Source organism: Burkholderia sp. BE17, assembly GCF_009362305.1.
GTDB classification, from domain to species: Bacteria; Pseudomonadota; Gammaproteobacteria; order Burkholderiales; family Burkholderiaceae; genus Burkholderia; species Burkholderia pyrrocinia_C.
The window spans coordinates 1-25,307 of the sequence record NZ_WHNU01000005.1 but is presented as its reverse complement, the minus strand read 5'-3'; the positions used below and the strand labels follow the sequence as shown (position 1 = coordinate 25,307).

Annotated in this window: 23 protein-coding genes; 13 read left to right on the top strand and 10 right to left on the bottom strand. The window is 61.0% G+C overall.

Going from position 1 to position 25,307, the window contains the following annotated elements; translation table 11 throughout:
• The first annotated feature begins 171 nt into the window (after positions 1 to 171).
• The 3 genes from GD429_RS06475 (at position 172) to GD429_RS06465 (ending at position 3,035) form a co-directional block, all read left to right on the top strand.
• A complete protein-coding gene (locus GD429_RS06475) occupies positions 172 to 1,737 on the top strand; it encodes an integrase (RefSeq protein WP_152856206.1) in 1,566 nt (521 codons plus the stop codon).
• Positions 1,738 to 1,964: 227 nt separating this feature from the next.
• Positions 1,965 to 2,453, top strand: a complete 489-nt coding sequence (locus GD429_RS06470; protein WP_152856205.1) for a hypothetical protein — start codon at positions 1,965 to 1,967, stop codon at positions 2,451 to 2,453.
• 6 nt (positions 2,454 to 2,459) lie between these two features.
• The gene (locus GD429_RS06465; RefSeq protein ID WP_152856204.1) at positions 2,460 to 3,035 is read left to right on the top strand and encodes a hypothetical protein; all 576 of its coding nucleotides are present in this window, start codon (positions 2,460 to 2,462) and stop codon (positions 3,033 to 3,035) included.
• Between the two features lie 166 nt (positions 3,036 to 3,201).
• On the opposite strand, the gene GD429_RS06460 is transcribed toward GD429_RS06465, so the two are convergent.
• From GD429_RS06460 to GD429_RS06450, 3 genes are all read right to left on the bottom strand, one after another.
• Positions 3,202 to 4,221, bottom strand: a complete 1,020-nt coding sequence (locus tag GD429_RS06460; RefSeq protein ID WP_152856203.1) for an AraC family transcriptional regulator — start codon at positions 4,219 to 4,221, stop codon at positions 3,202 to 3,204.
• A 16-nt stretch (positions 4,222 to 4,237) separates the two neighbouring features.
• Positions 4,238 to 4,690 (bottom strand): GNAT family N-acetyltransferase, encoded by a 453-nt coding sequence (locus GD429_RS06455; protein ID WP_152856202.1) that lies wholly within the window; start codon positions 4,688 to 4,690, stop codon positions 4,238 to 4,240.
• A gap of 258 nt (positions 4,691 to 4,948) precedes the next feature.
• Positions 4,949 to 5,257, bottom strand: a complete 309-nt coding sequence (locus tag GD429_RS06450; RefSeq protein ID WP_193727074.1) for a hypothetical protein — start codon at positions 5,255 to 5,257, stop codon at positions 4,949 to 4,951.
• On the opposite strand from GD429_RS06450, the gene GD429_RS06445 reads away from it, so the two are divergent.
• From GD429_RS06445 to GD429_RS06430, 4 genes are all read left to right on the top strand, one after another.
• A complete protein-coding gene (locus tag GD429_RS06445; RefSeq protein ID WP_415748929.1) occupies positions 5,232 to 6,077 on the top strand; it encodes an ABC transporter permease in 846 nt (281 codons plus the stop codon). The genes GD429_RS06450 and GD429_RS06445 overlap by 26 nt on opposite strands.
• On the top strand, positions 6,064 to 6,915 hold the full coding sequence (locus GD429_RS06440; RefSeq protein WP_152856199.1) for an ABC transporter permease: 852 nt from the start codon (positions 6,064 to 6,066) through the stop codon (positions 6,913 to 6,915). The genes GD429_RS06445 and GD429_RS06440 overlap by 14 nt, the downstream gene beginning before the upstream one ends.
• Positions 6,912 to 7,943 (top strand): extracellular solute-binding protein, encoded by a 1,032-nt coding sequence (locus GD429_RS06435; protein WP_152856198.1) that lies wholly within the window; start codon positions 6,912 to 6,914, stop codon positions 7,941 to 7,943. The genes GD429_RS06440 and GD429_RS06435 overlap by 4 nt, the downstream gene beginning before the upstream one ends.
• A 668-nt stretch (positions 7,944 to 8,611) precedes the next feature.
• Positions 8,612 to 8,917, top strand: a complete 306-nt coding sequence (locus GD429_RS06430) for an H-NS family nucleoid-associated regulatory protein (protein ID WP_152856197.1) — start codon at positions 8,612 to 8,614, stop codon at positions 8,915 to 8,917.
• 937 nt (positions 8,918 to 9,854) lie between these two features.
• Here GD429_RS06430 and GD429_RS06425 read toward each other — a convergent pair.
• On the bottom strand, positions 9,855 to 10,103 hold the full coding sequence (locus GD429_RS06425) for a helix-turn-helix domain-containing protein (protein ID WP_152856196.1): 249 nt from the start codon (positions 10,101 to 10,103) through the stop codon (positions 9,855 to 9,857).
• Between the two features lie 741 nt (positions 10,104 to 10,844).
• On the opposite strand from GD429_RS06425, the gene GD429_RS06420 reads away from it, so the two are divergent.
• The 5 genes from GD429_RS06420 to GD429_RS06400 all read left to right on the top strand — a co-directional run bounded on the left by GD429_RS06420 (position 10,845) and on the right by GD429_RS06400 (position 15,098).
• Positions 10,845 to 11,249, top strand: coding sequence for a hypothetical protein (locus tag GD429_RS06420; protein WP_152856195.1), 405 nt, complete (start codon positions 10,845 to 10,847; stop codon positions 11,247 to 11,249).
• Between the two features lie 10 nt (positions 11,250 to 11,259).
• Complete coding sequence (locus tag GD429_RS06415) at positions 11,260 to 12,078, top strand: ParA family protein (RefSeq protein WP_038785398.1); 819 nt, start codon at positions 11,260 to 11,262, stop codon at positions 12,076 to 12,078.
• 29 nt (positions 12,079 to 12,107) lie between these two features.
• Entirely contained in the window at positions 12,108 to 13,478 is a 1,371-nt protein-coding gene (locus GD429_RS06410) for a ParB/RepB/Spo0J family partition protein (RefSeq protein WP_152856194.1), read from the top strand.
• Positions 13,479 to 13,540: 62 nt separating this feature from the next.
• Positions 13,541 to 13,951, top strand: coding sequence for a TrfB-related DNA-binding protein (locus GD429_RS06405; protein WP_038785655.1), 411 nt, complete (start codon positions 13,541 to 13,543; stop codon positions 13,949 to 13,951).
• A gap of 100 nt (positions 13,952 to 14,051) precedes the next feature.
• Entirely contained in the window at positions 14,052 to 15,098 is a 1,047-nt protein-coding gene (locus tag GD429_RS06400; RefSeq protein WP_321574433.1) for a replication initiator protein A, read from the top strand.
• A 1-nt stretch (position 15,099) separates the two neighbouring features.
• On the opposite strand, the gene GD429_RS06395 is transcribed toward GD429_RS06400, so the two are convergent.
• From GD429_RS06395 to GD429_RS06375, 5 genes are all read right to left on the bottom strand, one after another.
• Entirely contained in the window at positions 15,100 to 18,246 is a 3,147-nt protein-coding gene (locus tag GD429_RS06395; protein ID WP_152856192.1) for an error-prone DNA polymerase, read from the bottom strand.
• Between the two features lie 9 nt (positions 18,247 to 18,255).
• The gene (locus GD429_RS06390; RefSeq protein WP_152856191.1) at positions 18,256 to 19,734 is read right to left on the bottom strand and encodes a Y-family DNA polymerase; all 1,479 of its coding nucleotides are present in this window, start codon (positions 19,732 to 19,734) and stop codon (positions 18,256 to 18,258) included.
• A complete protein-coding gene (gene imuA, locus GD429_RS06385; RefSeq protein WP_152856190.1) occupies positions 19,655 to 20,371 on the bottom strand; it encodes a translesion DNA synthesis-associated protein ImuA in 717 nt (238 codons plus the stop codon). The genes GD429_RS06390 and imuA overlap by 80 nt, the downstream gene beginning before the upstream one ends.
• Before the next feature lie 79 nt (positions 20,372 to 20,450).
• Positions 20,451 to 21,368: an SOS response-associated peptidase family protein gene (locus tag GD429_RS06380; protein WP_152856189.1), complete on the bottom strand. Its 918-nt coding sequence runs from the start codon at positions 21,366 to 21,368 to the stop codon at positions 20,451 to 20,453.
• Between the two features lie 132 nt (positions 21,369 to 21,500).
• Positions 21,501 to 21,827 carry an H-NS family nucleoid-associated regulatory protein gene (locus GD429_RS06375; protein ID WP_152856188.1) on the bottom strand — a complete coding sequence of 109 codons (327 nt, stop codon included), beginning with the start codon at positions 21,825 to 21,827 and terminating at the stop codon, positions 21,501 to 21,503.
• Between the two features lie 465 nt (positions 21,828 to 22,292).
• Here GD429_RS06375 and GD429_RS06370 point away from each other — a divergent pair, with 465 nt between their 5' ends.
• Positions 22,293 to 23,075 (top strand): hypothetical protein, encoded by a 783-nt coding sequence (locus tag GD429_RS06370; RefSeq protein WP_152856187.1) that lies wholly within the window; start codon positions 22,293 to 22,295, stop codon positions 23,073 to 23,075.
• A 301-nt stretch (positions 23,076 to 23,376) separates the two neighbouring features.
• On the opposite strand, the gene GD429_RS06365 is transcribed toward GD429_RS06370, so the two are convergent.
• Complete coding sequence (locus GD429_RS06365; RefSeq protein WP_152856186.1) at positions 23,377 to 24,528, bottom strand: DUF6602 domain-containing protein; 1,152 nt, start codon at positions 24,526 to 24,528, stop codon at positions 23,377 to 23,379.
• Between the last annotated feature and the right edge of the window lie 779 nt (positions 24,529 to 25,307).

Here is a 25,307-nt window from a genome sequence, read left to right as displayed (position 1 = left end):
CAAATTGCAGCGGAACCGCAAAGAAAAAGCCCCGCATCGAGCGGGGCTTTTAAGAACTGGGGGCTTGAGCCTCTTGGATTAAGCCATCAAAGATTGCCGGCACCAATCGGGTCGCGCCCCACTAGACTGTGGACCAGCACTGCTGCTGGCCGAACGCCCATCTTAGGCCACATGTTCAATCTTGTCAATCAGCCTGAAAGAATTGCCCTGGCTCGGCTCGTCGAGTTCTTCTCCGACCGAAAGCATTGGTACCGTTCGCTTTGGGGCATCGGTACTACGTTGTCGATGGAGGAACTGTTCGAGGCCTGTTCAGTGATGAGACAGGGGCATCTAAGCGAGGGTTCAGTCAAGCGCATCGCGTCATCGCTACAAAAGCGCGTTGGCGTACACCCCGCATTTACAGCAGAAGAGAAACAGTTTCTTCGCGACCAGGTGCAACAGGTGCCGCGTGCTGAAGGCGTCGCACACTTCGCAATACGCGAGCTTTCGGAGCGGGTGTCGATCGACTATCTCGCTCGATGGGCAACTGCGGTCGCCAGGCACGATTTTCGTGCCGAGCACTTCGCACGCCACGTTGGCGCTCATCTACTCGATATGGGCTTCTCGAGTCAGCATCTGCGAGCCGTAATCGCCCAAAAGAACGACGCACCTGAACCAGTCACCTTAGCCGAACTGTGTGAGGAACTGCAGGGCATCGTGCGGACGAACGTCCCGCGTGAGTTCGAGGTATTACTGGCGTTCAGAATCGCCCCATGGGCACGCAGTGGGCTACCCACCGTCTGGCTGACCGGCGCCGCGATCACCGGATGGTTGTCGGAAAATGGTTTCGACACAGCTGGCGTGCGGGCCGCTGCGGCCATGGTGATCACCGTGCGCGCGCGCGACGAGATCGGCGCGGCGGAGGCTGCCCGCAATGAAGCGGATCGCTATTCGGCACGTGCCCTGCTCGCGACGGGCCAGCCACTCCACTACCTGCCAAACCTGTGGGTTCGTGGCAGCGCCGACGCGGCGCTGATGACCGCAAGCGCTCGAGGCGTCGAGGTCAGGGAGTTGCATCGTGAGGCCCGAGTATTCGCGACGGACGTCAGTCAGGACGTGGACGCCGCCTTGGAGCTGCTGGCGCATCTGGAGGGGAGTTCGCCGCCGGCCGCCGTTGCAGGCGGATGGGGCGCAATTGAGGGTTTGCTCGCGGACCCGAATGACCGAGCCTCTGCGGCGGATAATCTGGCCACGCTGGTCACTTGCTCGTTCCCTCGCGCCGAACTTACGGCGCTGTCCCACCGCGTCGAGCGCATCCTGCCCGACAACTTTGCCGAGCTTTCGGGGGTCGACGTCAATCGTGAGCGATGTCGCATCCTGGCGACTATGATTCTCGAGGAGCGGATCCCGGCGCTGCCGAGCGTAGCGGATCAGGCAGCCGTTGCCCGGATGAAGAAATTGCTCAGCAATCCTCGCATTGAACTTCAGACGATCAAGGACATGATCAGCGAGTCCTTCCATCGGCTGTATCGCCAGCGCAATTTGATCCTGCATGGCGGGCGGCTCGATAGCGTCGCGCTCACTGCCAGTCTTCGCACCGTGGCGAAGCTCGCTGGCGCAGGCATGGACCGCATTACTCATGGGCACTATGTCCAGGGTCTTCGACCGCTCGAGCTCGTGGCGAAAGCAAATTTGGCGCTGGCAGTGGTGAGTCGGGACGCTCCATTGGGATGCGTCGACTTGCTCGAAGCGAACTGACGAGCGCTTGCCAGGTCGGCCATGCATAGGATGTGCATGGGCGTAGCGCCCGGGGCGTCAGGGTAATATCCGAGGGGCCAAATGCCCCAGATGCGGCCGCGGGTGACCCGGCACCATTGTGTTGCTGACAGGGCTCGGCGTCGAATAACCGATTCGACGCGACGACGACGTTGTCCGCCCTGCTGCTCGAGCGGCTTTCCGCGCGGCCTTACTTACGGGAGAAATGCATGGAGCAAGCATACGCGGCGATCGGGCGCGCGGTGATCGCGATGCAGATGTTCGAGGTGGCCTTCGTGTCGATTCACGAAGGCTTCAAGATGATCACCGACCCGGCGTACCTTCAGGCGACGGGTGGGATGATCGAAGAGCGACGATACAAAAACGCGACGGCGAACGTCGTGAAAGTCCTTTCGCAGCGAGGGCAGATCGCTGCAGATTTGGAGGGGCGACTCAATACCCTAATTGACCGCCGCAACGAACTCATGCACCGCTGGTTTCTTCGCAACAGCTGGCCCGCGAATGACGACAATGACCCGGCCAGCTATGCGGACGTGATCCAGCTCGCGCAGTGGGTCCGTACCGAGGCAGATGCGATCACGCACGTTATGGCGGGCTACATGGTGAAGTACGCCCATCCCGACCAGCATGAAATGAACCCCGAGGCGGTTAAGAAGGCAGTCACTGAGATGTTCCATCGAGCCCACGTGCAGGAGTAGACGAACATGCTCGTTACAAAAATCGACGCAGCCAGGCGGCAACTCATTACAGCCATTCGCCTTTTCTTCGATGGCAGCGATCCCGTGTCCGTGTACTCGCTGGCATCGAACGCATGGGAGGTCATCGACGTGCTCTGCACGAGCGCGGGCATCGAAAGTTTCTCCAAGCAGGCGCGCGAAAGTCTTCCAGCCGGACGGACGCTGAAGTACTACATCAACCAGCCGTGTCGAAACTTCTTCAAGCACGCTGACCAAGACCCGAACCCTGATAGCTCGGTCGAACTGCGCGAGGATAATGTTTCCGCCATCTTGTTTCTGGCAGTGGAGGACTACATGCGGCTTCGGCAGGGCGGCCCTATAGAGGCGCAGGTTTTTCAGGTGTGGTTTATTGCTGTCTTCCCGGAAAAGGTCAGCGAAGATGACCCAGTTGCGCAATCAAAACTAGAAAGCGCCAAACTCGTGTTTCCTGGCATCGCGACACTTGCTTCATCCAACAAGATCAAGATGGGGCGGCAGGTACTGGAGGCCGCGCGCAAAGATGCAGGCCTCGCGGCTGACTCGAAAACCGAGCCAAGCCTCTGACTCTCGATTAACCTCGGCGCATTCGTGTCGGGCGTGCGACGTCCAAAAGCAGCCGAGGCCGCGCATCAAGCCGGCGCAGCAGGGCGGAATATCGTAACCGTGCCGGCTGCTGACCCCGAGAGGGAGGACGAGGCGTATGCAAGGGCGAGCCCGTTCTATGTTGCGCTTATTCAGCTGCAACTCTTGACCATCGCTTCATCGCCCGGCTGAATGCGGAAGTATTTTTGTACCCCAATCTTGCTGCGATTTCTTTAACCGTGTATTCCTTTTCCGCGAGGTATTGCGACGTCAGATCTTGGCGGACAATATTATGCAAAGCACTGAACGACGTCCCCATTTCCTGAAGTTTTCGTTGGAAGCTACGCAGCGAGATCCCGAGCCTTTTTGACAATTCGGCGACGTCTTGACATGCTGGATTGTCATACATCAGGCCAAGGAGGCGCCCGATGAGGTCAGATGGGACCCAGTGCGCCAGCTCGAATTCGCGCTTCGAGCACGCCTTTTTTGCCAATTCATATTCGATCGGATGTGCAAGCGGGAGCTCGGTTTCAAGTATTGATCGATCGAACTCGAGATAGCTTTCACTGGAGTTGAATTCGATAGGGCAGTTGAAATAGGCTCCGTAAGAGTCTACGTGCGGCGGCTCCGGATAAGCAAACCCGATCCTCAGAAATTCCGGATATCGTCCGATCAAGTCGCGCATTTCCCGGCGGATAGCGGTGAAAACCATGTCGGTGTTCACGACAAGGAGATCCGTGCGATAGGTATAGCCACCAACCGTTATTCTAGCCACGTCGCCCTTTGTCGTTATCCTCATCCGGAAATAACTGATTCCCAGCAACGGGTGCTCGAAGCCCAGGCGTAGCGCGTCACCCAGCGTCGGGCTCACCAGCATGGCGTGGGCGCGCAGGCCGTACGACGTCACGGGGATCGCGTGGCCGATTTGAAGCCCAATCCCGGTGTTCCCGGTAGCCTCCAGTGCATTCGCAAACAGCACCATTTCCTGCGCGTGCGTCACCATGGCGTTTGGCCGCTCGACGTCCAACGGCGAAATGCCGGTGCCTTTCAGCAGGACGTCGACCGGAACCCCCAAGCGCTTCATCAAGTCGAGCGTGATGAAGATGGTGTGAAGCGGCGCAGGACGTTGCGCTGCAGTGCGGTGAATCACGTCGGCGACCGGCTTCATTCGACTCCTTGGATATCTAATTCCCTAGCGACTTCGTGAACACGACCTGGCATCCATACTCGTCCAGTTCGCCGCGGCTCCACCCTAGACGCTGGTAGAAGCCATCAGCCCGGGAACCCGGATCGGTCACGAGCGTGATTTGATCTACGCCTTTTTCCTTCAGCCATGTTAGCGCACGGTCGAGCAGCTCGCTGCCGATGCCGACGCCATGGAACGACGGTTTCACAAACAAGGCGGAGATGAACGGCTTTTCGGTGATGACTGGCAGACAGATCCCGACGGCCTCATTACCACATTCACAGATCCAGCCACCTCCCTGCCTGATTTTCTCGATCAGCAGGTTGCGGTTGAGAAGGTGAACTTGGTGGGGGTGGATTCTATTCTCGCTCACGGAGAATCGCACGTCATAAAATGCGCCGATGTCGCGCTCATTCATCGGCCGGTATTGTAGCTTCTCAGCATTGGTCATATTCGTTATCGTCTCTTTTCTCATTATGTGAAATTTACTCGGTGCGGCTTGCACAACTATCTCACGATTTTTGCGTATTTGCCAATAATCACTATGCAATGAGGGGATGGGTAGCCGTCTGGCGAAACGCGTGTGCGCGGGGTATTGCTGCCGATGGTGTGCCAAAAAGATCAATCATCCCATTAGGCTTGCGGCGGTTGCAGTACGGCAGCTTTGACTGGTGATGCCATGGCGTTTTGGTACGTACCGAAACGGACCTTAAAAAGTCGCTGTATCGATCAAAATAACACCCGAGTTGAGAATTTCAATCTGCGAAATAGTTTGAGATAAAATGCCGTCCAGGAAACTTATAATAGTCTTGGCGCTCAGGGGTAACACATTGGCGCGATCGGCACGTGCGTCGACTATAAATGGCGCGATCGATTTGGTACGCTTCTTGCCAATCGAACTGACTGATTTGAGGTAGTTGGCAGTGCGCCAAATCCCCATACTCAATCTACTGAAATCGTGGCGACCGATGAGCAACCCGGCGGTGCTCGTCATGACCGCAGGCGTTGTTCTTCCCATGATTGTCCTGGCCGTGGTCTCGCTCAGCGCGCCGCTCGACTTCGGCGGCGTCGCGTGGGGGGACTTCACTGCGCGAGCGTACGAGCGGGTTGTTTTCGATCGGGACTGGGATGGAGCGCTTGTGCTTCAGCGGGGCTATCTCGCTATCTTCGCCCGGTCGATGACCATGGCCCTGCTGACCACCGCGGGATGTCTGCTGATCGGATTCCCGACGGCGCTGTTCATGGCGACGCGCCCCCGGAAGTGGAAGGCCGCGTTGTTGATCCTGATTACGATTCCGTTCTGGACCTGTGTCGTCGTCCAGATGTACGGATGGATCATCGTCATTGCGGACGACGGGTTGCTGAACCAGATATTGGCCAGAACCGGCCTCGTACGAGGCCCGCTCGGTTGGCTCTACACGGATCTTGCGACGATGATCGGACTCGTCTATGCATTCACGCCGTTCATGGTCCTGCCAATCTTCGCGGCGCTCGACGATCTCGACTGGCGGTTGGTCGAAGCGGCCTACGATCTGGGGGCACACAAGCCGGCCGCATTGATCCATGTGGTCGTACCGTGCTGCCGTCCGGGCATTATGGCGGGCGTGGGGCTCGTCTTTGTTCCCGCACTGGGGTCCTATACGATCCCGGGCCTGCTCGGTGGCAACCATGCATTCATGATCGGCAACTTGATCGATTTCCAGTTCGCGGGCGGCCGGGATTGGCCTTTGGGCGCCGCCATGTCGTTCGCCTTGCTCGCCGTTGTACTGCTGGCCATGCTCGTGTCCCGACTGGGTTCCCTCCTTCAACGACAGGAACACGTTCATGAGTTCGCCTGAACTGCGGCGGTTTCCGTTGACCGCGTCGATCGCATGCGCCGTGCTGGTGTTCCTCTATGTGCCGATGCTGACGGTGATATGGATGAGCTTCAACGTGGGCCCGTCCGCGCTCGTATGGGACGGGTTCGGCTTCCGGGCCTACGTGGAGGCCTGGGGGGATCCGACGCTGGTCCGCGCCGCGAAAAACTCACTCGGTCTGGCGTTGACGTCGATGGTGCTGTCCACCGCGCTTGCGACGAGTGCGGCGGTTGCGTGGTGGTCGAGAAGGGACCGGCGGGGTTTTGACTCGGCGGGACTTCTCATCGCGCTTCCGCTGGCAATACCGGAAATCGTGCTGGCGATCGCCACCATGATGCTGTTCTCGATGTTCAAGACCGAGCCTGGATTCGGCGTCGTTCTGTTTGCACACGTGGTCTTCTGTGTGCCGCTTGCTTACCTGCCGATCAAAGCCAGGCTCAAGACGATCGATCGCACCTTGCTCGAGGCCGCCGCGGACCTGTCCGCCACACCGTGGGCGGCATTTCGGCAAATCACCGTGCCTTTGGCGCTGCCGGGCATTGTCGCGGGGGCGCTGCTCGCGTTCGTCGCTTCGATGAATGACTACATCACCAGTTATTTTCTCGCCGGCGCCGGCATGACCACCTTGCCGATGTACATCTTCAGTGCGATGAAGATTGGCATCACACCAAAGGTAAGTGCTGTTTCAACCGTCGTCATCGGCCTCTCGTCGGTGCAATTGGTCGCTGTGTGGATCCTCGGTGGTCGGGGTAAGCGGCGGTCCGCGACCAGGCAGTCCGACGTACATCCATCGAATCTCCAAGCAATAGGAACGCTATGAAAAAAACAATCGGGGCGATGTTGCTTCTTGCCGCTGTCACGACTCAGGCCGCGGAGCTGCATATCGGAAGCTGGCCGGGCATCTTGCCTGTGAACTTGCTCAAGAAGTTCCAGACTGATACCGGCATCGAAACGACGCTCGACACGTATGCGAGCGATGCCGCACTGACCCAGAAGCTGCAGGCGGGAGGAGGAGGCTACGACATCGTGGTGGCCGGCGACTACTATGTCCCGGTGCTCGTGAAATCCGGCCTGCTGCTCAAGCTCGACAAGAGCAAGTTGCCGAATATCGCCAACATCAAGCCGGAATACCGCCATCCGGCGTTCGATCCTCAGCGGGACTACGCAATGCCCTTTACGGTCGTGCTAACCGGGTTTGCCTACGACAGCGCGCGTGTGCCGGGCGGCCGGCTCGACGATAGCTGGAAATCCTTCTTCGAGCCTTCCGAGGCGCTGCGCGGGCAGGTCGGCGATCTGGACGTCGAGGAGGAGCTGTACATGGCCGCGAGCTGGTATCTAGGACAGGATGAATGCACCGAGCGTCCCGAGGATGCGAAGCGCGTGCTCGACGTCCTGCAAAAGCAGAAGCCTTTCGTGAAGACCTACAGCAACGACGGTACGATCGATCGCCTCGCCACCCGGCAAATTACTGTTCAGCACGTCTGGAACGGCGCTGCGGCGCGCGCACAGGATCGTCTGACGACGATTCGATTCGTCTATCCGAAAGAGGGCGTCCGGTTGTTCATGGACAGCCTGCTGATCCCGGCCAAGGCAAGGAACGTCGACTCGGCATACAAGTTCGTCGACTGGATGATGCGACCTGAAAACATCGCGCTGGTGACCAACGCGATTCGTTACAGCAACGAGATCGTTGGGTCGGAGCGCTACGTCGATCCGGCGCTGTTGAATAACCCTGCGATCAAAACGCCCGAGCAGTACAGGGATCGGCTCAAGCCGTACAAGATGTGCTCGCCCGCGGCGATTCAACTGCGCAACAAGGTCTGGCTGAAGCTGAAGGGGAACGCTTGAATGTCACTGGACCCCGGCGACCTCACGGATGAGCGATCCACTCCTGCGGAGGATTGACCAATCGAGACGAACCCTCGCCATCTGTTGCGGAAATCGCGCAGCGGGGGGGGCTCGAAGAAAAGCTCCGGAACGGAGCGGCCGCAAGCGATGCTGCGAACATCGCCTGCGGCCTGACCTTGGCGTACACAGTGAGAGACCACCATGGCTGACCGTATATTACGACAACATTGCCTGACCGAAACGCATTGCGTAGGCGCATCCGTCTATGCTTCGACCCGATTCGCTCGAGGCGATCGCAATTCCCTGCGTCGGTCGAACAGCAGGCCGCATGCCCAGCCCGCGTACGTCAGCGGAAGCTTGCGCACGCGTGCCTCGTGCTTTCATGAGCACAGACGGCCATCCAGATCGCCGTATCGCGCCACTTGTTTTCTTGGCGCACCAGTTTATCCCGGCGAAGACAGGTAGCCTCGGTCGCCGGCCCCGCTTGTGTTCGGCGACTCGGTAGCTCTCAACGCAGGCGGTTCGCGATCTTCCCTCTCGATCGCGCTTTTTATTCCACGTGGTCCTTGCACTCATTAATTCATGATTATATGTAGTCCTGATGTTTATGAGCGAGGATCGCCACCAACTGACTAGGTCAAAGCGTCATTCAATTCGGAACTGACAAGATGCCAACTTACCAAGAGCTCAAAGCGAAGGTCCGCGCGCTTCAAGCTCAAGCGGAGCTCGCTCGCAAGAATGAAGTACACGGTGCCATCAAGGAGATTCAGAGGTTGATCGCGGAGTTCGAACTGAAACCGGAGGATCTGTTTGCAGATATTCAGCCCCGGTCGCGTCGCGTGAAGCGGCGCGGCCCCGCTATCGCAAAGTACCGCGATCCTGTCTCGGGTGCAGTCTGGAGTGGGCGCGGACGTGAACCCAGGTGGATTGCGGGGCATGACCGACAGAAGTTTCTGATCCACACGTTGACATAGTGAAGAGTAGCCGGCAGTCCGTTCAATTTTATTGGATATCAGGTATTTCGCTCGCACCGCTGCACGACATATCCCGACGCAAGATCCGACATGCGTCGACGTCGTATGAGCGAGACGTGGGCGGACACAACCTCACGTGCAACCATGCCTCCACACTCCAGGATCGCCTGTATCCGCAGCGCATTCGGTCGCTTTCGCGCAGTGATTCTTGGCTTCGGTCTTGGTCGAGATCGAAGTCAGCCTTCCCTTCGACTGTCGAGCGCGTCAATCGCCTCAGAGGCAGTCCGGGCCGTTCTCGCCGACGCCGCTCGTGCGGAAGCGTGCGTTGCCGAGCTGGAGAAGTTGGAAAATCGGTATTCGATGCTGGAAACGGCGCACCTTCCAAGCGTTCGTGCTCGTATTGAGCGGATAGGCTCCCGGGTGCGTAAGGCTCGGTCCCACGCCAAGCGGGCGCGGGCCCACGCCGACACCGCCATTTTGATCGTTCTGGGCCGCGTGGAAGCCCATTCCGACTCAGCATCAGGGGACCTCAAGCACCATGTCGATCTCGCGAAGCAATCATGCCACCTCGCGGACGAGCTCCTCGAAATCTCGCTCGCGTCAGAAAAGCGCGAGCGCTCTCGGATTACACGGCGGGGGAGAAAACAGGGTTCCCAGCGGTGATTGGAGCATGCCTGGTACAAGGACATGCCGGCGCTCCAGTATCGGCCGGCGAACCGGGCGAATTTGCCGCGCTGCTGCCAGATCCGCGGCCTATGCGAACTGTCTACGTCAAAGACGGGCCTGCCCAGTATCTCGACAGAGCGTTCGATCGTGCGGCACGCCTGCAGTCCGTCGACCGATGAACCCCGATGGCTCGAGCCCTTGGCGACAACATCCACCGCTACCGACTGAATGGCGAGCGGATTGGCTTGGCTGGGTGAACAGAGGCGACTGACTACCCATCGAGCTCGAGGAGCTGCTGCAGCGCATCCGTTGGCTCGACGCCGCAAGCGCGGCACCAATCCACATAGGCCAGCGTATCCAGATACCGTTCGCCGCGTTCGATCTTTGACAGATTCGATTGGTCGATGCGCAATCGTGCGGCCAGTTCGACCTGGGTCAAACCGGCCTGAGTGCGCAAGGCATGAAGTTGCTTGCGAAGCCGCACGTAGCGGGGATCGCGAATAGGGATAGTCCGGGGCATAGGCGAATACTCCCCGGCCTTCGAAAATAGGCCATTTTGACCTATTCCGAGTATGATCCCATCACGGATCGATTTGTCTGATGATTTGCCCCCATTTGTTGAGGCATCGACCGCTCGGTCAATCGTGTTGCCGACGTCGGGACGGTGTGACGTGGGGCGGGACCGTCCGGTCGGCGCGATACCAGGGTTTCGCGCCCGGCGGTCGAAGGAGGGGCGGACGCCGTGGACGAATTTGCTTAACGGTGGGATTCGGTGGACGCGGCCGCTTCGAGTGGCAGGAGCGGGGGAGCGTAGGTGCCGGCCAGCACCTTGTCCCTGACACGCGCGACCTGGCGCCCGATCACTGCGGGTGGCATGTCGAGTCGCTCAGCAACTTCGGTTTGGGACAGCCCCGAATCGAGCAGCGCCAGGATTCTCGCCTGATCGGGGGTAATGCCAGCAGCGTCCGCTTTTCGCATGCGAAAACACACTCACGAAGAGAACTGAGTAGAATTTAGTTTGTTGCTCGGCGCATTGGTGTACGCCGGCACGTTCGGGCCTTGCTTGCCGGTCGCTCGGTCGGGTGGCTGATCGACGGCCCGGAGATATTAACCAACTCGTACGCCAGCATCTAGAGGAATCCTCCAAACGAAAGCATTCGTCATCTATTGACCGTCAACATATCTAATAATAAGATAAAAGCGCATCGAGACCGGCGGTCGTCACCGTCGGAAAAAAGGCCAACAAAAAAAGGAGCATTTCATGCCGACCACCGTGCAGTCCCGAATCTTTCACCTCCTCATCGACCTCATTCCGGAACTTGGAGGGGAGGGTTCCCGAACGCGCTTCGCACCGCCGCGGGTGGAGGGTGACATGGCGGTCCACTGCACGATCGATGAAAGGACCGACGGCCATCTCGAAGTGGAGATCGCGCACGATCAGCACGAATCCCGTGGTCGTGCGCAGTCGTGGATCTGCTTTGATGTCGACCCGTTGCACCAATCGGCTCGGGTGACGCGGTTCCAGGAAGGGTGTCACTACAGTGTCGCCAGCCCGCACACGGATGCGCAGTCCGCGCGCGTCAACCTTTACGCCGCAAACTGGCTCGCCGTCTTTCATAACCTCGGCAGGGTGTTCGAGCCCGTTGAGTGCCTCGAACACGCATGAGGCAGGGGCAATGAAGATTATTGGTATTTGCAACGGGAAGGGCGGTGTCGGCAAAACGACGACAGGACGCCATCTGATTTACACGGCGATTGAGCGGAGTCTGCGAACCCTCGCGGTCGATCTTGATCCGCAGGGCAACCTCACCAAGTCCTTGCTCTATATGAAGCTGGTCGCGCAGGCCGGCCCGACGGTTGTCGGTTCGGCGCTGAGTTGGGAACACATGGGGCTGCCGGATGTCATGCCCAGTGCGAGCGCGCATTTGCTCTATCAAAATGAACAGCCTGTTGAGCCGATGAAGATTATCGACGGCGTATCGATGATCGGCGCGACGCCGGAGCTGGCGGACGTGCTGACGTGGCCGCTCGACAGCGCACTGGTCGCGCGGGAGTCGCTGGAAAAGCTGACGGCCGGGTTTGATCTCTGCGTAATCGACACGCCCCCGACGATGAGCAACCTCGTACTCGGCGGCCTGATTTGTTCCCAGTACATCGTATTGCCCACCGATCTCAGCATCGACAGTATGACCGGTCTGTTGGAGACCTCACTGAAATTGGACCTCGTGCAACGAGAGTGGAACCCCGCGCTTGAGCTGATCGGCGTCCTGCTCAATAAGGTCAATCCGCGTCGGGCCGATGACTTGTCCATGAGAACCACCGTCCGAAATGTCTTCGACGGCGCCGTTCTCGACGATGAACTACAGGATCGCGCCGGTGTGCGCTTGACGAGCTTTCATCCGGTCTGGAAGTACCGGCGTGGCGAAAGCGACAGGCGGGCCGCAAGGGAAATGCAGGCGGTGTGTACGACGATTTTCGACCGAGTCGGGCTGTAACAATTAATACGCAATACGGGGTGGATGGAATGCAGCAGGAAAATAGTGGGAGGTTCTCATCCCTTTCGATGCTCACGCGTGCGGCGACGGCCAGTGCGCGGGCGGCAGAGATCGAGAAGGCGACCGGCGCAATCACCAAGGTCATCCTGATCGCGAAGGTTCGGGCAAAGCCGCAAGTGCGAGACGACTTTTCCGACGTTCCCGATTTCGCCGAGCGGGCCAAGGTGGTTGGCCATATACATACACCGATCCTGGTCCGCGAGATCAAGGACGAAGACGAATATGAATTGATCGCGGGCGAGCGGCGGATTCGTGCGAGCAAGCTCAACGGGTGGGCAGAGATTCAGGCAAAGATCTTCCCGGCCGATACCCCCTACCTGGTCATCCGCTTGTACCAGGTCTCGGAAAACGTTGACCGCAAGCCGTTTTCGTTGAGGGAGACCGCGACGGGGCTTGCGGCCGACGTCGAGCGTTTCGGCCGGGATGAGGCCGCGCGTATCTGGACTGCGCCGAACGGCAAGCAACGCAGTGCCTCGTGGATCTCGAAGCACCTCCGTTATTTGAAATATGGCCCGATCAGTCGGGCGCTGTTCGATGAGAATCTGTTCGATGACGTCGAGGCGGCCAACAAGCTGGCGGACATCGAGTCGGTCAGCACCGAGACGGCGGCCGAGATCGCGGCGGAGATGCGGGTTGGCCGCAAGATCGGCCGGCTGACGCTCGACGCCCGCCTCAGCATGCTGAAACACGGTGGCGAGCCGGCTTCCCCCGCGATTGCAGAGCAAGGAGCGCAGACCGCCGCGCTGCAGGACGCGAACTCGGCGCCCGCCTCGCCCGCCTTACCTGTGGCGGCCGGAGCGCGTGCCGGGACCGACGTGGGCGCCGAGGATGCACAAGTGCCTGACGGCTCCCTAGGATCGGCAATTTCTGCCCAAACGCCGGACCGCTCGACCGGGGCGCCCGCTGTCTCGGGCGGTGAGTCTGGTTCGGCGTCGCCGAACGTGCCACCCCGTGCGAAGCAGCAGCGGTCAGTGGGCACGGACCCGAAGAAAACTGTGGTTTGGCGAGTAGAGGAAATCTTCGAAATCGGCACCGGGTCGATCGAGCGCTTTCGCAACCTGTCTGCCGATCTCAGCGCGGCCGGGTTGGGGCCCGAGGACGTCGAGTGGAAAATGTGGGTGGGTTTCGTGGACCTTGCCGCTTCGGCGCTGGTTGGCATGGGGACCGAAATCGCGGGTAAAATAATAAACAGGTTCAATGCTGAATTAAATTCGAGTGGACCACTCGAACTGCTGAACAGATTGCATCCGAGTAGGACCACCAGCGTGATGCCAGATGACTTCAGGTACGATACCGACCGCGAAATTCATCCTCTGGCCCCGGGCGACTGGGCGCTGTAATGCAACGGATTGGGGCGGACAGGCTCCTTTACGTTGCCTGTCAACCTTTTCGGATAGCAACCTTGGCAACTTTCCGCCTATCAGCAAAGAATTTTTCGGCGCTTGACGCTGCCATGCGCAAGCAGGCAAGCGAGTTCGGAACGAAGTCGTTTGCGGAGCAAACCCGCGATATCGCGCGAGCTGTGATCGTAGATGGACGGCCCGCGGCAGATGTCGCGAGGGAATTCGGTGTGTCTCGACAGCGTGTCAATCAGTTGGTGACGCGCTACTACGAGGGGTTGCTGGCATCGAATCTGAACGAGGGCGACGTCATCCTATGGTTGAAGCACGGGTTCGAGGTGCCGTGCACGATCATTGAACCGCTTGAACTGTTTCTGGCAACGGCGCAGCGTTCGAAAGACACAAATAAAGTGCAGTCGGCTCTATCGGCTCTCGTCAAGACCTTGGGGACGCAGACGAGCAAGCTGGAGTGAAATACGGGGATCGCGGGAGAGAATGAGTACAGTCGAACAAACAACCAGTTACTCAACGAGAGGGCCAATCCCGGGGCGCAGGCCAGGTCCGGGGCGACCCGTGCCGGATCTTGGCAAGGGCGTCGACTTGCGGGACGCTCCGGATGGGGGCGACGACACATCGCTGGCGGAGGAGGGCGAGTTCGACCCCGAACAACTCGAACTGTTCTTCGGCGAACAGCTGAATCCGACCTGGAAGCCGCGCGAAGACCTTCACTCTCTTGAATTCCCTCTCTTCTCCCTGCAAAAGGGCAAGGACACGCGAGTGCGGATCTACCGCAATGGCGAGCAGCTCGTCAGAATCATTCCGAGTGTCGTCGGCGCCGCCAATATCTTCGACAAGGATCTGCTGGTCTACGCGGCGACGCTGATCTGCAAGGCCGCCGACGCCGAATTGCCGGTGTCACGCCGCATCCGCTTCAAGGTCCGCGACTTCCTGAAGTACACGCGTCGCAGCACGGGCGGTGCGTCGTACGAACGTTTCGTCGATAGCTGCCGGCGCCTGAAAGGTACGATTATCGAAACCAACTTCGACACGTCGCGGCCCGGGGCAAACGAGGCGGGGATTCACCCCACGTTGCAAGGATACGGATTGATCGAGGAGTACTCGGTGATCACCTACACGGGCAACAAGAAAGGGGCGCTCGAGGTCGAGCTGGTCTTATCCACCTGGACGTTCGATTCGCTGTTGAACCGGCGCATTCTCACTGTTCATCCCGGCTACTTTGGCCTTGGACAGGGTCTCGAACGCCGCTTGTACGACGTGGCCAAGAAGCACTGCGGCGAGAAGCTCTGGTTCAAGATCGGTCTAGGGAAGCTCTATGACAAGTCGGGATCCGCGCAAGCGCTCAAATACTTTCGACGCGACCTTGTTGATGCGATGAAGGCGGACAAGCTGCCGGAATTCCATATCGCACTCGATGACGAAAAAGCCATGGTCGTGTTCTTTCGGTGCGATCGCGACAACCGCCGGCAAGACGAGCAACTCATCGCCAGTATCCACCGCGAACTGCTGTCAAAAAAACTCCTGAAGTGGTACTACGCGCTGCGTCGCTGGGACTCGGGTTCGCAGGTCGACGCGCAGTACGAGTTGATCCCGACGGCATAGCTCAGCGGAACTCCCGCGCGGCCGTCGGCAGCGCACCGAGCAGCTCGGTCCGGTCGACGAGCTTGTGCGCGATCAGGTGCCGCACTTTCCCCTCCACCTGCCAGACGCCGTACACGGCGAGCAGTGCCGCCCCGAGCGCTTCCTTGCGAAACCGCTCCAGCAGGTCGGGCCACACGATGATATTGATCTGGCCGGTCTCATCCTCGAGCGTCATGAACAGCACGCCGTGCGCCGTGCCCGGGCGCTGGCGCACCGTGACGAGCCCGCAGGCGCGCGCGAACTGTCCGTTGCGCAGCGTCGCCAGCTGCTCGGCGCTCTGCAGGCGGTCCATGTCGAGTCGATCGCGCAGCAGCGCGAGCGGATGCCGGCCGAGCGTGAAGCCCATCGCCCGATAGTCGGTCACGATCTCATTGCCTTCGGAGGCCTGGGGCAGCGCCGGCGCGGCATCGTCGCGTTCGGTCCCGCGCAGCAGATCACGATCCGGCACCGCGGCGGCGGCCAGCCAAAGGGCGTCGCGCCGGTTGCCGCCGGAGAGTGTGCGCAGCGCGTTCGAGCGTGCAAGCACCTGCAGGTCATGACGATCCAGCTGCGCGCGGCGGGCGAGATCCGCGACGTCGACGAAGGGCCGCACCGCGCGCGCGAGTTCGATTCGGGCCGCCGCGTCCTCGCGCATGCCGCGCAGCAGTGAGAAGCCGAGCCGCACGGGCGCCGACGTCGACTCGCCCTCGAGCGCGCAATCCCACGTGCTCACGGCCACGTCGACAGGCAGCACCTGGACGCCGCGGCGCCGAGCATCCTGCAGCAGCTGCGACGGGGAGTAGAAGCCCATGGGTTGGCTGTTGAGCAACGCGGCCAAGAACACGGCGGGCTCATGGCGGCGCAGCCACGCACTTGCATAGACGAGGAGCGCGAAGCTGGCCGCGTGGCTCTCCGGAAACCCGTACTCGCCGAAGCCTTTGATCTGCGCGAAGATCGATTCCGCAAATTCGCGATCGTAGCCACGCGCGAGCATGCCGCTCACGAGACGATCGTGGTAGGGCTCGAGTCCACCCTTGCGCTTCCAGGCCGCCATCGCGCGGCGCAACTGGTCGGCTTCGCCGGCGGAGAACCCGGCCGCCAGCATCGCGACCTGCATCACCTGCTCCTGGAAGATCGGCACACCGAGGGTGCGTTTCAGCGCCTTCTCCATCCCCTCGGACGGGAACGTCACGGGCTCCAGTCCCTGCCGGCGCCGCAGGAATGGATGCACCATGCCACCCTGCACTGGGCCCGGCCGCACGATCGCCACTTCGATCACCAGGTCGTAGAAGCACCGCGGCCGAAGCCGTGGCAGCATCGACATTTGCGCGCGCGACTCGACCTGGAATACGCCCATGCTGTCGCCGTCGCACAGCATGTCGTAGGTGGCCGGATCCTCTGGCGGAATGTCCTGCAGCTCGAACGGCTCGCCGCGCTTTTCCGAGATCAACGCGAGTGCGCGTTGCAACGCGGACAGCATCCCGAGCGCGAGCACGTCGACCTTCAACAAGCCGACGGCGTCCAGATCGTCCTTGTCCCATTGAATGACTGTGCGCTCCTCCATTGCAGCGTTTTCGACGGGCACGAGCCGTGTGAGTTTGCCGCGGCTGATCACGAAGCCGCCGGAGTGCTGCGACAGATGTCGCGGATAGCCAAGCAGCTGCGCGGCGAACGCGGCCCATTGCTGGTTGAGCGGTGCATCCGGATCGAGGCCAGCCTCGGCAAAACGCAGCAGCACGTCGTCGCGTGAGTCGAAGTGGTGATGGGTCTTCGACACCTTGTCGACGATTGCCGGGTCGACGCCGAGCGCCTTGCCAGTCTCACGCAACGCGCTGCGTGGCCGGTACGTCGTGACCGCAGCCGCGAGCGCTGCGCGATCGCGGCCGTACTTGGCATACAGGTATTGAAAAATCTCCTCTCTGCGCGCGTTGGGGGTATCGAGGTCGATATCGGGCGGCTCATTTCGCTCGCGGCTCACGAAGCGCTCGAACAGTAAATTTGAGCGACTTGGGTCCACTTCGGTTATCCCGAGGCAGTAGCACACCGCCGAGTTTGCCGCCGAGCCCCGCCCCTGACACAGCATGTTGCGCCCGCGCGCGAACTGCACGATGTCGTAGACGGTCAGGAAATACGGCTCGTAGTGCAGTTCGGTGATCAGCTGCAGCTCGTGTTCGATCTGCGATTGCACGTCGACCGGAATGCCGGCGGGAAAGCGCCAGTGCGCGCCGATGTAGGTCTGCTCGCGCAGATAGGTTGCAGCGTCATAGCCGGCGGGCACCAGTTCATCCGGGTATTCGTATTTCAGGTCGTCGAGCGAGAACGTGCAGCGCTGCGCGACACGCACGGTTTCCTCGAGCGCACCGGCCGGATAGAGGTTCGCGAGGCGCAGACGCGATCGCAGGTGGCGCTCGGCGTTCGGTGCCAGGTCGTAGCCGCACTCGGCGACGGGGCGGCCGAGCCGGATCGCGGTCAGTACGTCCTGCAATGGTTTGCGCGAGCGGACGTGCATCAAAGGGCAGCTGGTGGCCACCACGGGTACGCCGTGGCGTGCGGCGATGCGCTCGACGACACCGCGGTGAATGTCGTCCATCGCGCGCGCGTGCAGCGTCAGCGCGACCCAGGCGCGATCGCCAAACACGCGGGCAAACCATTCAACCTGCGCGTCGAGGCGCTGTTCGTTGGCCGGGAAGTCGGGTGAAAGGACCGCGATGGTGTCGGGCAGGCCGCGCAGGTGTGTGTAGGGCGCTTCTGGGTGCTCGAGGTCGAGCGGTGCCAGCCGGTATGTGCCCTTCTTGCTGCGCATCCGACCGAGCGAGATGAGTTCGCACAGATTGCCGTAGCCGGCGCGGTTCATCGCCAACGCAGTGAACGCGATCGCCGGCGAGCCATCGGCGGCGGTTAGTCGGAAGTGCGAGCCGATGATCAGCGGCAGGCCGGCCGCCTTCGCCTCCACGTGTGCGCGCACGACTCCGGCGAGTGAGCATTCGTCCGTGATCGCGATCGCGCTGTAGCCGAGCTGCGCCGCGCGCGCGACATATTCTTCGGCGCGTGATGCGCCGTGCAGAAAAGAAAAATCGGTCGCTACCTCCAATTCCGCGTAGGCAGGCAGGATGCTGTAGGGCGTACTCATAGGCCATCGTCATCCGAACAGGCCGTGCAGGTAGTAGCGTGAGTCGTGCTCGTCGCTGGCCGAAGGCCGTTCCTTGAAAATCCAATAGCACACGCCTGCTTCGTCTTCTGCGACGAAGTAATCGCGCGTGACGATGCGGCCGTCCTGCCAGCCGCCCTCGATGCGCTCGCCGGGCGAGACCATGCGTAGCGGCGAGCCGTAGAACGGTCGATGCTGGCGTGTGAGAAGCGGGACCGGTTTGTCGAGCAGCCATGCGGGGCGCGGCAGGTCCGCTGGCAGCGGCGTTGGCTTCGGCGCGTCGCGCAGTGGCACCCATCGGGCGGCCGCCTCGGGACGGTAGTCGGCTATGGGAGCCGGCACGCGCACATTCTCCGCGCCGAGGCGCGCGGTCAGCAGCTCAAGCAACCGCGCATGGTCCTGCGGCGTGCCACCAGGCTCCGGAAACAGCGAGTCGCTTGGCGCGGCCGCTTCCTGCACACGGAGCGCGATGAGACGCACGGCGATCACGGGCGCGGCCAACTCGATGTGCGCGAGGCGCTCCTTGACGAGTCGCGTCAGGTGTTCCTCGAATCGCGTCGGTGCGCCCAGCGCGATCTCGATCTCGGTCGGCGCGATCGCGTCACGTCCACGCTCGTGCTCGAGCCGCAGCGCGAACCCTGCGACGTCCAGCTGTTTCGCCGTGAGCCATCCGGTCAGCTGCAGGATGAGTCGCCGCGCGACGAACAGCAACGCCTCTGCGTGCTCGACCCGATCCATCAGTTCGACGCGCGCGTCGAAGGACGGCGGCATCTCCAGCCACTCGTAGGCGGCTGGCGCGATGCCGGCGACCTGATCAAGCCAGTCGAGCAGTTGCGTGCCGCAACGCTTCTTGAGGCCGGCACGCGGCAGACGCTGTAGGTCGGCGAGCGTGGAGCAGCCGAGTTCGTCGAACCATTCGGCATATGCGCGCGCCGGCGGCGCCACTATGAGCGACACGCGCTCAAGCGCGCGGTGCAGCGATCGGGAGGACAGTGCGAGTCCGCCACGCAGTCCGCGGGCGAGCACCCATGCGGCCGAACCGGTAGAGGCGACCGACACGGCTGCGGAGACGCCGAACGACGCGGCAAGGTCACGCACGCGCGCACGCAGTGCGCGGATCCCGCGGAACAATCGCAGACTCGCCGTCACGTCGAGCAACACGACAGCTTCGTCGGAGTCGACGACGCTTGGCGTGAATTGCAGCAGCGTGTATGCGACGCCGAGCGCGAGCTCGCGCTCGCGCGCGACGTCACGCTCGCAGATCTGCGCGTCCGGTGCGAGCGACAGCACGCCCCCGCGACGCATGCCGGCGACGACACCCAGCGCGCGCGCGGCGCCATCGAGCGCCATGACGCGACCGTGCTCGAGCACCACGAGGCCGCGCGCATCGTCAGGCGATGGCGCCGACGATCGTGGCCGGAACGACTCTAGAGTCAGGGACGGAAGACAGACGCCTATCCAGACGGGCATGGCGGTTCAACAAGATCGGTGAGGGGGACAGCGGTACGAACAGCGGCGTATCGCGTGCCGGTCCGCGGCGCTTCACGAACGTGACGTCGACGCCGTCGCGCCTCGGCGTCAGCGCGAGCCGCAGCGGCGCCGGCGAAGCGTCGCGTGCGGCGGCTGCCGGGCGAAACAGGAAGAACAGTGCGGCTCCGGTCTGCGCGGCCAGGTTGAGGCGACGCAGGGCGTCGGTGCGCACGGCAGATTGCCACAGCAGTACTGCAGCGCATGTTCCGGCGCGTAGCGCTTGCTCAGCGGCCCAAAGCGCATCGGCTGCCCGTGACGTCGGCAGCATGATGAAGCCGGACGGATCGACGCCCCAATACGCCAGCGCGAGCGGCTGCAGCGCATGTGGCGGCTGGATCAGCACGACCGGCTTCCCTGCCGCGCGCGCGAGCACGGGCGCGAGCAGCCGAAGCTCGCCGATGCCCGGCTGCTGCGCGAGCAGCTCGACCAGCGCGCCAGCAGGCCAGCCACTGCCAGGTAGCTCGGCCGTCAGGTCCGGATGGCCGGTGTCTACGCCGCGTACACTCGAGCGCGCCAGTTGAGACGCCTTCCAGAGCGCTGGGTGGATCGTCTCGGGGTGAGCGAGGGCGGAGGCCATGGAATTCGTCGATGCTCAAAATACTGTATGGATAACCAGTATATGCTATCGACCGCGCTCCTTCCAATCCCTCCCTGAATTACGCTGCGAGCCGATGTTCGTAGTAGGGTCGTTCGCGATCGGCGAGGATCTCGCGCAACGCGGCGCGGCGCGACGGGTCCGGCGTGAGCCAGGCGTCAACGTTGGAGGATTTCACCGGAACGATGCAGCGGTCGTGGCCGGCAGCCGCAATTTCGGGTGGCGGATCGTCGGTGATCGCGGCGAACGACCAGAGATCGTCCGAGCCGGGAACCGCGGTGCGCGTCCACAGGCAGGCAACCTGCATGTGCTGTGCGGGCGCAGGGTCGAAGCGCAGCACGACCTTCTGGCCGTCGCGCTTGACGTTCTCGAAGAAGGCGTCGACGAGCACGATGCCGTGCGTGAACCCGAAGACCTTGCGCCAGGCGGTCGAGAGCGAGTCTACGCGGGCATTGTATGTGCCCGGCTTCCCCCGTTCGTCGGCATCGGACCATCCCGGCAGGCGGCATCGATAGCGCATCGGCACCACCATGCGCTTGCCATCCAGTTCGATCAAGACGGGGGCATACCAACCTGGAAAGATCCGGAAGTCGCGCTCCAGCGAATCCTGCCGGCGGAGATCGTCGAGCGCCCGCAACGCGGAGTCGATCTTGTCGGTGGCGATCCGGGCGTCCTCGCTGGCGGTCTTGGTGACCTTATGCGCCAGCTTCCGCTCAGCGGCAGCGAGCCGCGTACGCAGCCCAAAGAGATCGGCCTCGAGCTCGCGCGTTCGACGGGTTCGAAATTCGTTAATTGCGCCCGCGATGTCGGCCACGCCGGACGAATCCAGGAATGCAGCGTCAACTGCCTTGGGGATCTTGATGTCGCCGCCCGCGGCGCGGGCGAAGTACAGTCGACTGAACGTTTCGACGTCCATGTCCGCGCCGTAGAGACGCACGTACTCCCGGTAGTTGGCTTGGATCTTTGCGGAATAGCACATCGCTGTCCCCCATAAGGCAACCGTTCTGGGACAGGGTACCGCAAGTCGCGAGCGCGGGCAGAACGCGCGCTGTCGTGAGGGTCGATCCGACGGGCGAACAATCTACCGGCCGATCACCGCACCGGTGGTCCGTCAGGCTTCCTCTCCAGGCCACCACGGTTTCGCAGCCCGCTCGATCAGGTAGTCGTCGAGGTTCTTGCCCTCGAGCCACTTCGGCCGAGGCCCGAACCCCGACCATTGCTTGCCGGAGGATGGGTCGTAGTATTTCGCTGGCGCGCGCTGTTTGCGCGCTTTCCGGAAACCCGCTGCGCGCAGCAATTCATCTTCGGTGACACCATAAAGCGCAACCTGTTCACGAATGGCTTCCAATGCCGCTCGTTTCTCGTCGCGCTTTGCGTCGGCAAGTTGCTGATTCAGGTCGCGTAATTGCGCCTGCAGATTATCGAGTTCGGTGGTCAAGGTGAATTGCAGATAAATCTATTTTTGGAAAAGCGAGATGGTAGCTGAACCTCATGGCACGTGGCGAGGCCTGAGTTTCGTCGTGCGGCACCGCGGGTGTAGGTAACGTTCACGGGTACCGATTTGGCAGTGTGATAACCGTTTCAGATATGTGAATAACGACGAGTCCGCTCCATAGTTTTGCTGCGGCCGTCACTGGATGGCCCATTGGATCCTGCTTCGAATTTGTGCCGGGTGCGACTGAACGCTGTCGGGTCACCGCGGGGTGGCCGGATGGACTCGGCCGGGTGCTGCCGGACGTGCCCCTTGTTGTGTCGATGCTTCCGGCGTAGAATCGGCCGCAGGCGCCTGAGCCCAACCTGTTCCCGGGTTAAACCAGGACTCAATTCAAAGGATTCTGCACACGGCCAGTTGGTCCGGGCTGATGCGTAATCGGGAACCGTCAGCTAGATACCGGAGCCCATCATGGCAAGCATTGCTCTGTCCGAAATTCCGCTTTTGGCGCTTAAGCAGCACTCGCTGGCAGCGTTCAAGCACGTCAAATCCTCCCACCTGACTGAAGCGCTTTCGCGTGCCCTAGGGTACTCGACCCACGCGGCCCTGCGCGCTGACCTGCCTGCGCAGGCAACTGACCCGGCAATTGTCCTGTTGGACGAGCGTCAGTTCGCTGCGCGGCTCGAAGAGCTCGGTTACACGTGCCCTTCGGATTTCTCTTTCGAATCGTTCGTGGAGATCCGATACGGGCGACACCGAAAGACCGGCAAGATGAAACGCATCAACGTCGAGCGCCCGGATGCATACAAGGTCGGCCTCATCTCCACAACCTGCTTCAATCAGGAGCCGCACCAGTACAAGTCAACGCGTGCTCGTGCATGGCGAAACTTGATGGTGTCGGGCGTGAATGAGAGCCTGCGTCGGAAGGCCTTCTCGTTGCGACCTGGCGATAACCGCTGGGCTAGTGCAGATTCCAGCGGGCGCACGACGCGGGACCACGAATTCGAATTCGAGCTACTCGAGGGAGTACGCGCTCGATGCTCAGTGCGGGATGTCGGATTCGACGAGCTATGCGTCGAGGTGCATCTACTGTCGGGAGAAGCGAACGGCCACGTCTTCGTTGAGCGCAGTCGAGGCGCCTGGTTGCAAAGCGGAGAGAGCTCGTACCACGGCACGCGTACCATCACGCCGCGCCTCGCAGCTATGGATGTCAACCCCATGGGTTATGGCGACAAAGGCGCCATCATCATGTGACGGAAAGTCGGTGAAGATCAGGGGTCGACGAACCGTACAGCACGTGGTCGATCGGCGCGAGCAAAATCGCAGGGCGACGTGGTCGGTGATGCCGGCCACGCGCCGTCGTAGTGCCGCCGACGTGCTTCACTTTTAAAGCGCTCGAGCATACCGGCCGCTTCCATTCGGAACGGTCGGCTTCTTTGACTCACGCGGGCACCCGACATGTTGACAGCCACATAGATGCCCCCGTCGGGTGGGCCTTTCGGATGCTTAACGATGGGCAGCTGTGCTGACGAACGGCAGAGCCTCCGTGCAAGATTTACTGCTCCCCTTGTTGATCATCAGGGCGGGACGTTACGCGGTCAGCTAAGAGCTGTTTTGCATCACGGATACCGAAGTAATTCTCCACGCATCCTTGCCACGCCGAATCACTGAGCGAGGTTAGCCGAGAGTACTCACCTAGTGCGTATTGGATACCCGACGCCCCGAGCTGATGCCACCCCATTCGTTCAAAAATGGTCGTCAAAAGATGCGATATCAGAACCCGAAGCGGGTTTTGCTCAGATCGTACGCCGAAGGCGAATCGGTCATCCGTCAACCCGAGCACGTTGTTGAGATTCAGCACTCCAACCGCTCCTTGAGTTGCGATGACATGTGGAAGCACGCTTGGGTCCTTCGCATCAATCGCACCGGCAGCAATCAGCTTCACCCGCTCCAAGCGCGCACCTAAATCGTGTGTAGCCCATTCACCGATAGCAAATGGGCTTTCAGTATCAGCGACTCGGACCACTTGTGGATGAATGTCAGCGTGGGTCAAACTGCCCGTCGAAGCAGCAGGGTCCGGCGTGGGCTGGTTCGCGTCAGCGACGTCAGTCTCGTCGGATTCTTCGGGAGGGAAACCAGATGTCCACGCGTCTACGTGCTTCGCGAGCAAGTGCGCTTGCTTTTCCGTATACCCACGGTATGCAAAGACGTAGTGCGGGGGGAGTAACCAGGTACTGAGCGAGTTAATCTCCGGAAGGTCGAGATCATCAAAGCTCTTCCCGAATGAATGTTGACAGAACTGGTCGACGGACGCGCGAAGCGTTTGGATACGCAGGTCCTTCACGGACCGCCCGTTGTCTAACGCTTCGGTCAGCTTGGCCTTATCCAGTGTCGACTTTACTTCGATCGTCGCAAGTACGCCTTCAACGAGATAAACGTCCGCGTTTCCAAAGCTCCTCAGGATAGGAAAGTCCTTTCGATAGATGACGACATCGATCTGCTTCGAAGTATTTCCCCCGGCGTCGACGATCTGACCGGTACCAACATGGACGGTTGCTGGCAGGAATTTGCTCAGAACATCGCGGATGAAACTTTCCCGTGCGTCGCCCAGGATGTCGCTATGGTTGCTGATCGACGCACTGACTTCGAAAGCCTTACTGGCCACCTCAGCCACTGCGGACGCCCATTTATCGATGATGCTTTGCATGTCTGCCCGCCTTCGTATCGGTACCGTGCGCCAACAATAGTCGTCACGAATTGAAAAATCTGATTTCGGCTGTGAGGCGGACATTGAGTCAGATTTCTCGATTGGCTGCAAGGGGGGCAACGGTCGCTGATTGGCGGCTGCGGTGCTCGGGAACGAGCCTTTCGCCGATCACGTTGCTGCCTGGGCGATCACATGTACCAAAGTCCACACTGGTTGCTTGGCGCGTCTATCGCACCACCGGGGTCGGCGACTGTACGGCGTGACGGAAGCTCGTGCGCCGCGTCTTTCGCGCCACCAATTCGACCGCGTCGATCGCGCCACCAGCAGTTCCGAATTTTTCCTCGTGAAAGTGTCTATCTCGCCACCCATCAACGTGTCTATCGGACCACCCATCGAAAACGGGAATCGGTCTCGAGCGCTTGCAGGCTAAAGTGATCGACGGATTCGCTGTGCTTTCCACCTTCCGAAGTCGAGGTGCCGCGGGGTGAATGGGCTTGTGTCTTTCGCACCACGTGCGGCCGATTTGTGGATAACTCCGGAGCCTGAGCGTCTATTGGACCACCGTGCGCGTCTATCACACCTCCGTCCGCGCGTCTTTTGCGCCACCGTGCCAGCGTCGATTGGACCACCTGATCGAGTTGGAGGCCTTGTCCAGCGGTCGTTTGCCAGCGCGTAAACGCGCGCGCGGTTAACCGATTTTTTTAACTGGGTTTTAACTCCGAATAGGAACGGCCCCACCCTCAGTGAGGGGGGCTCCAAGGAGCCCCCCTCACTGAGGG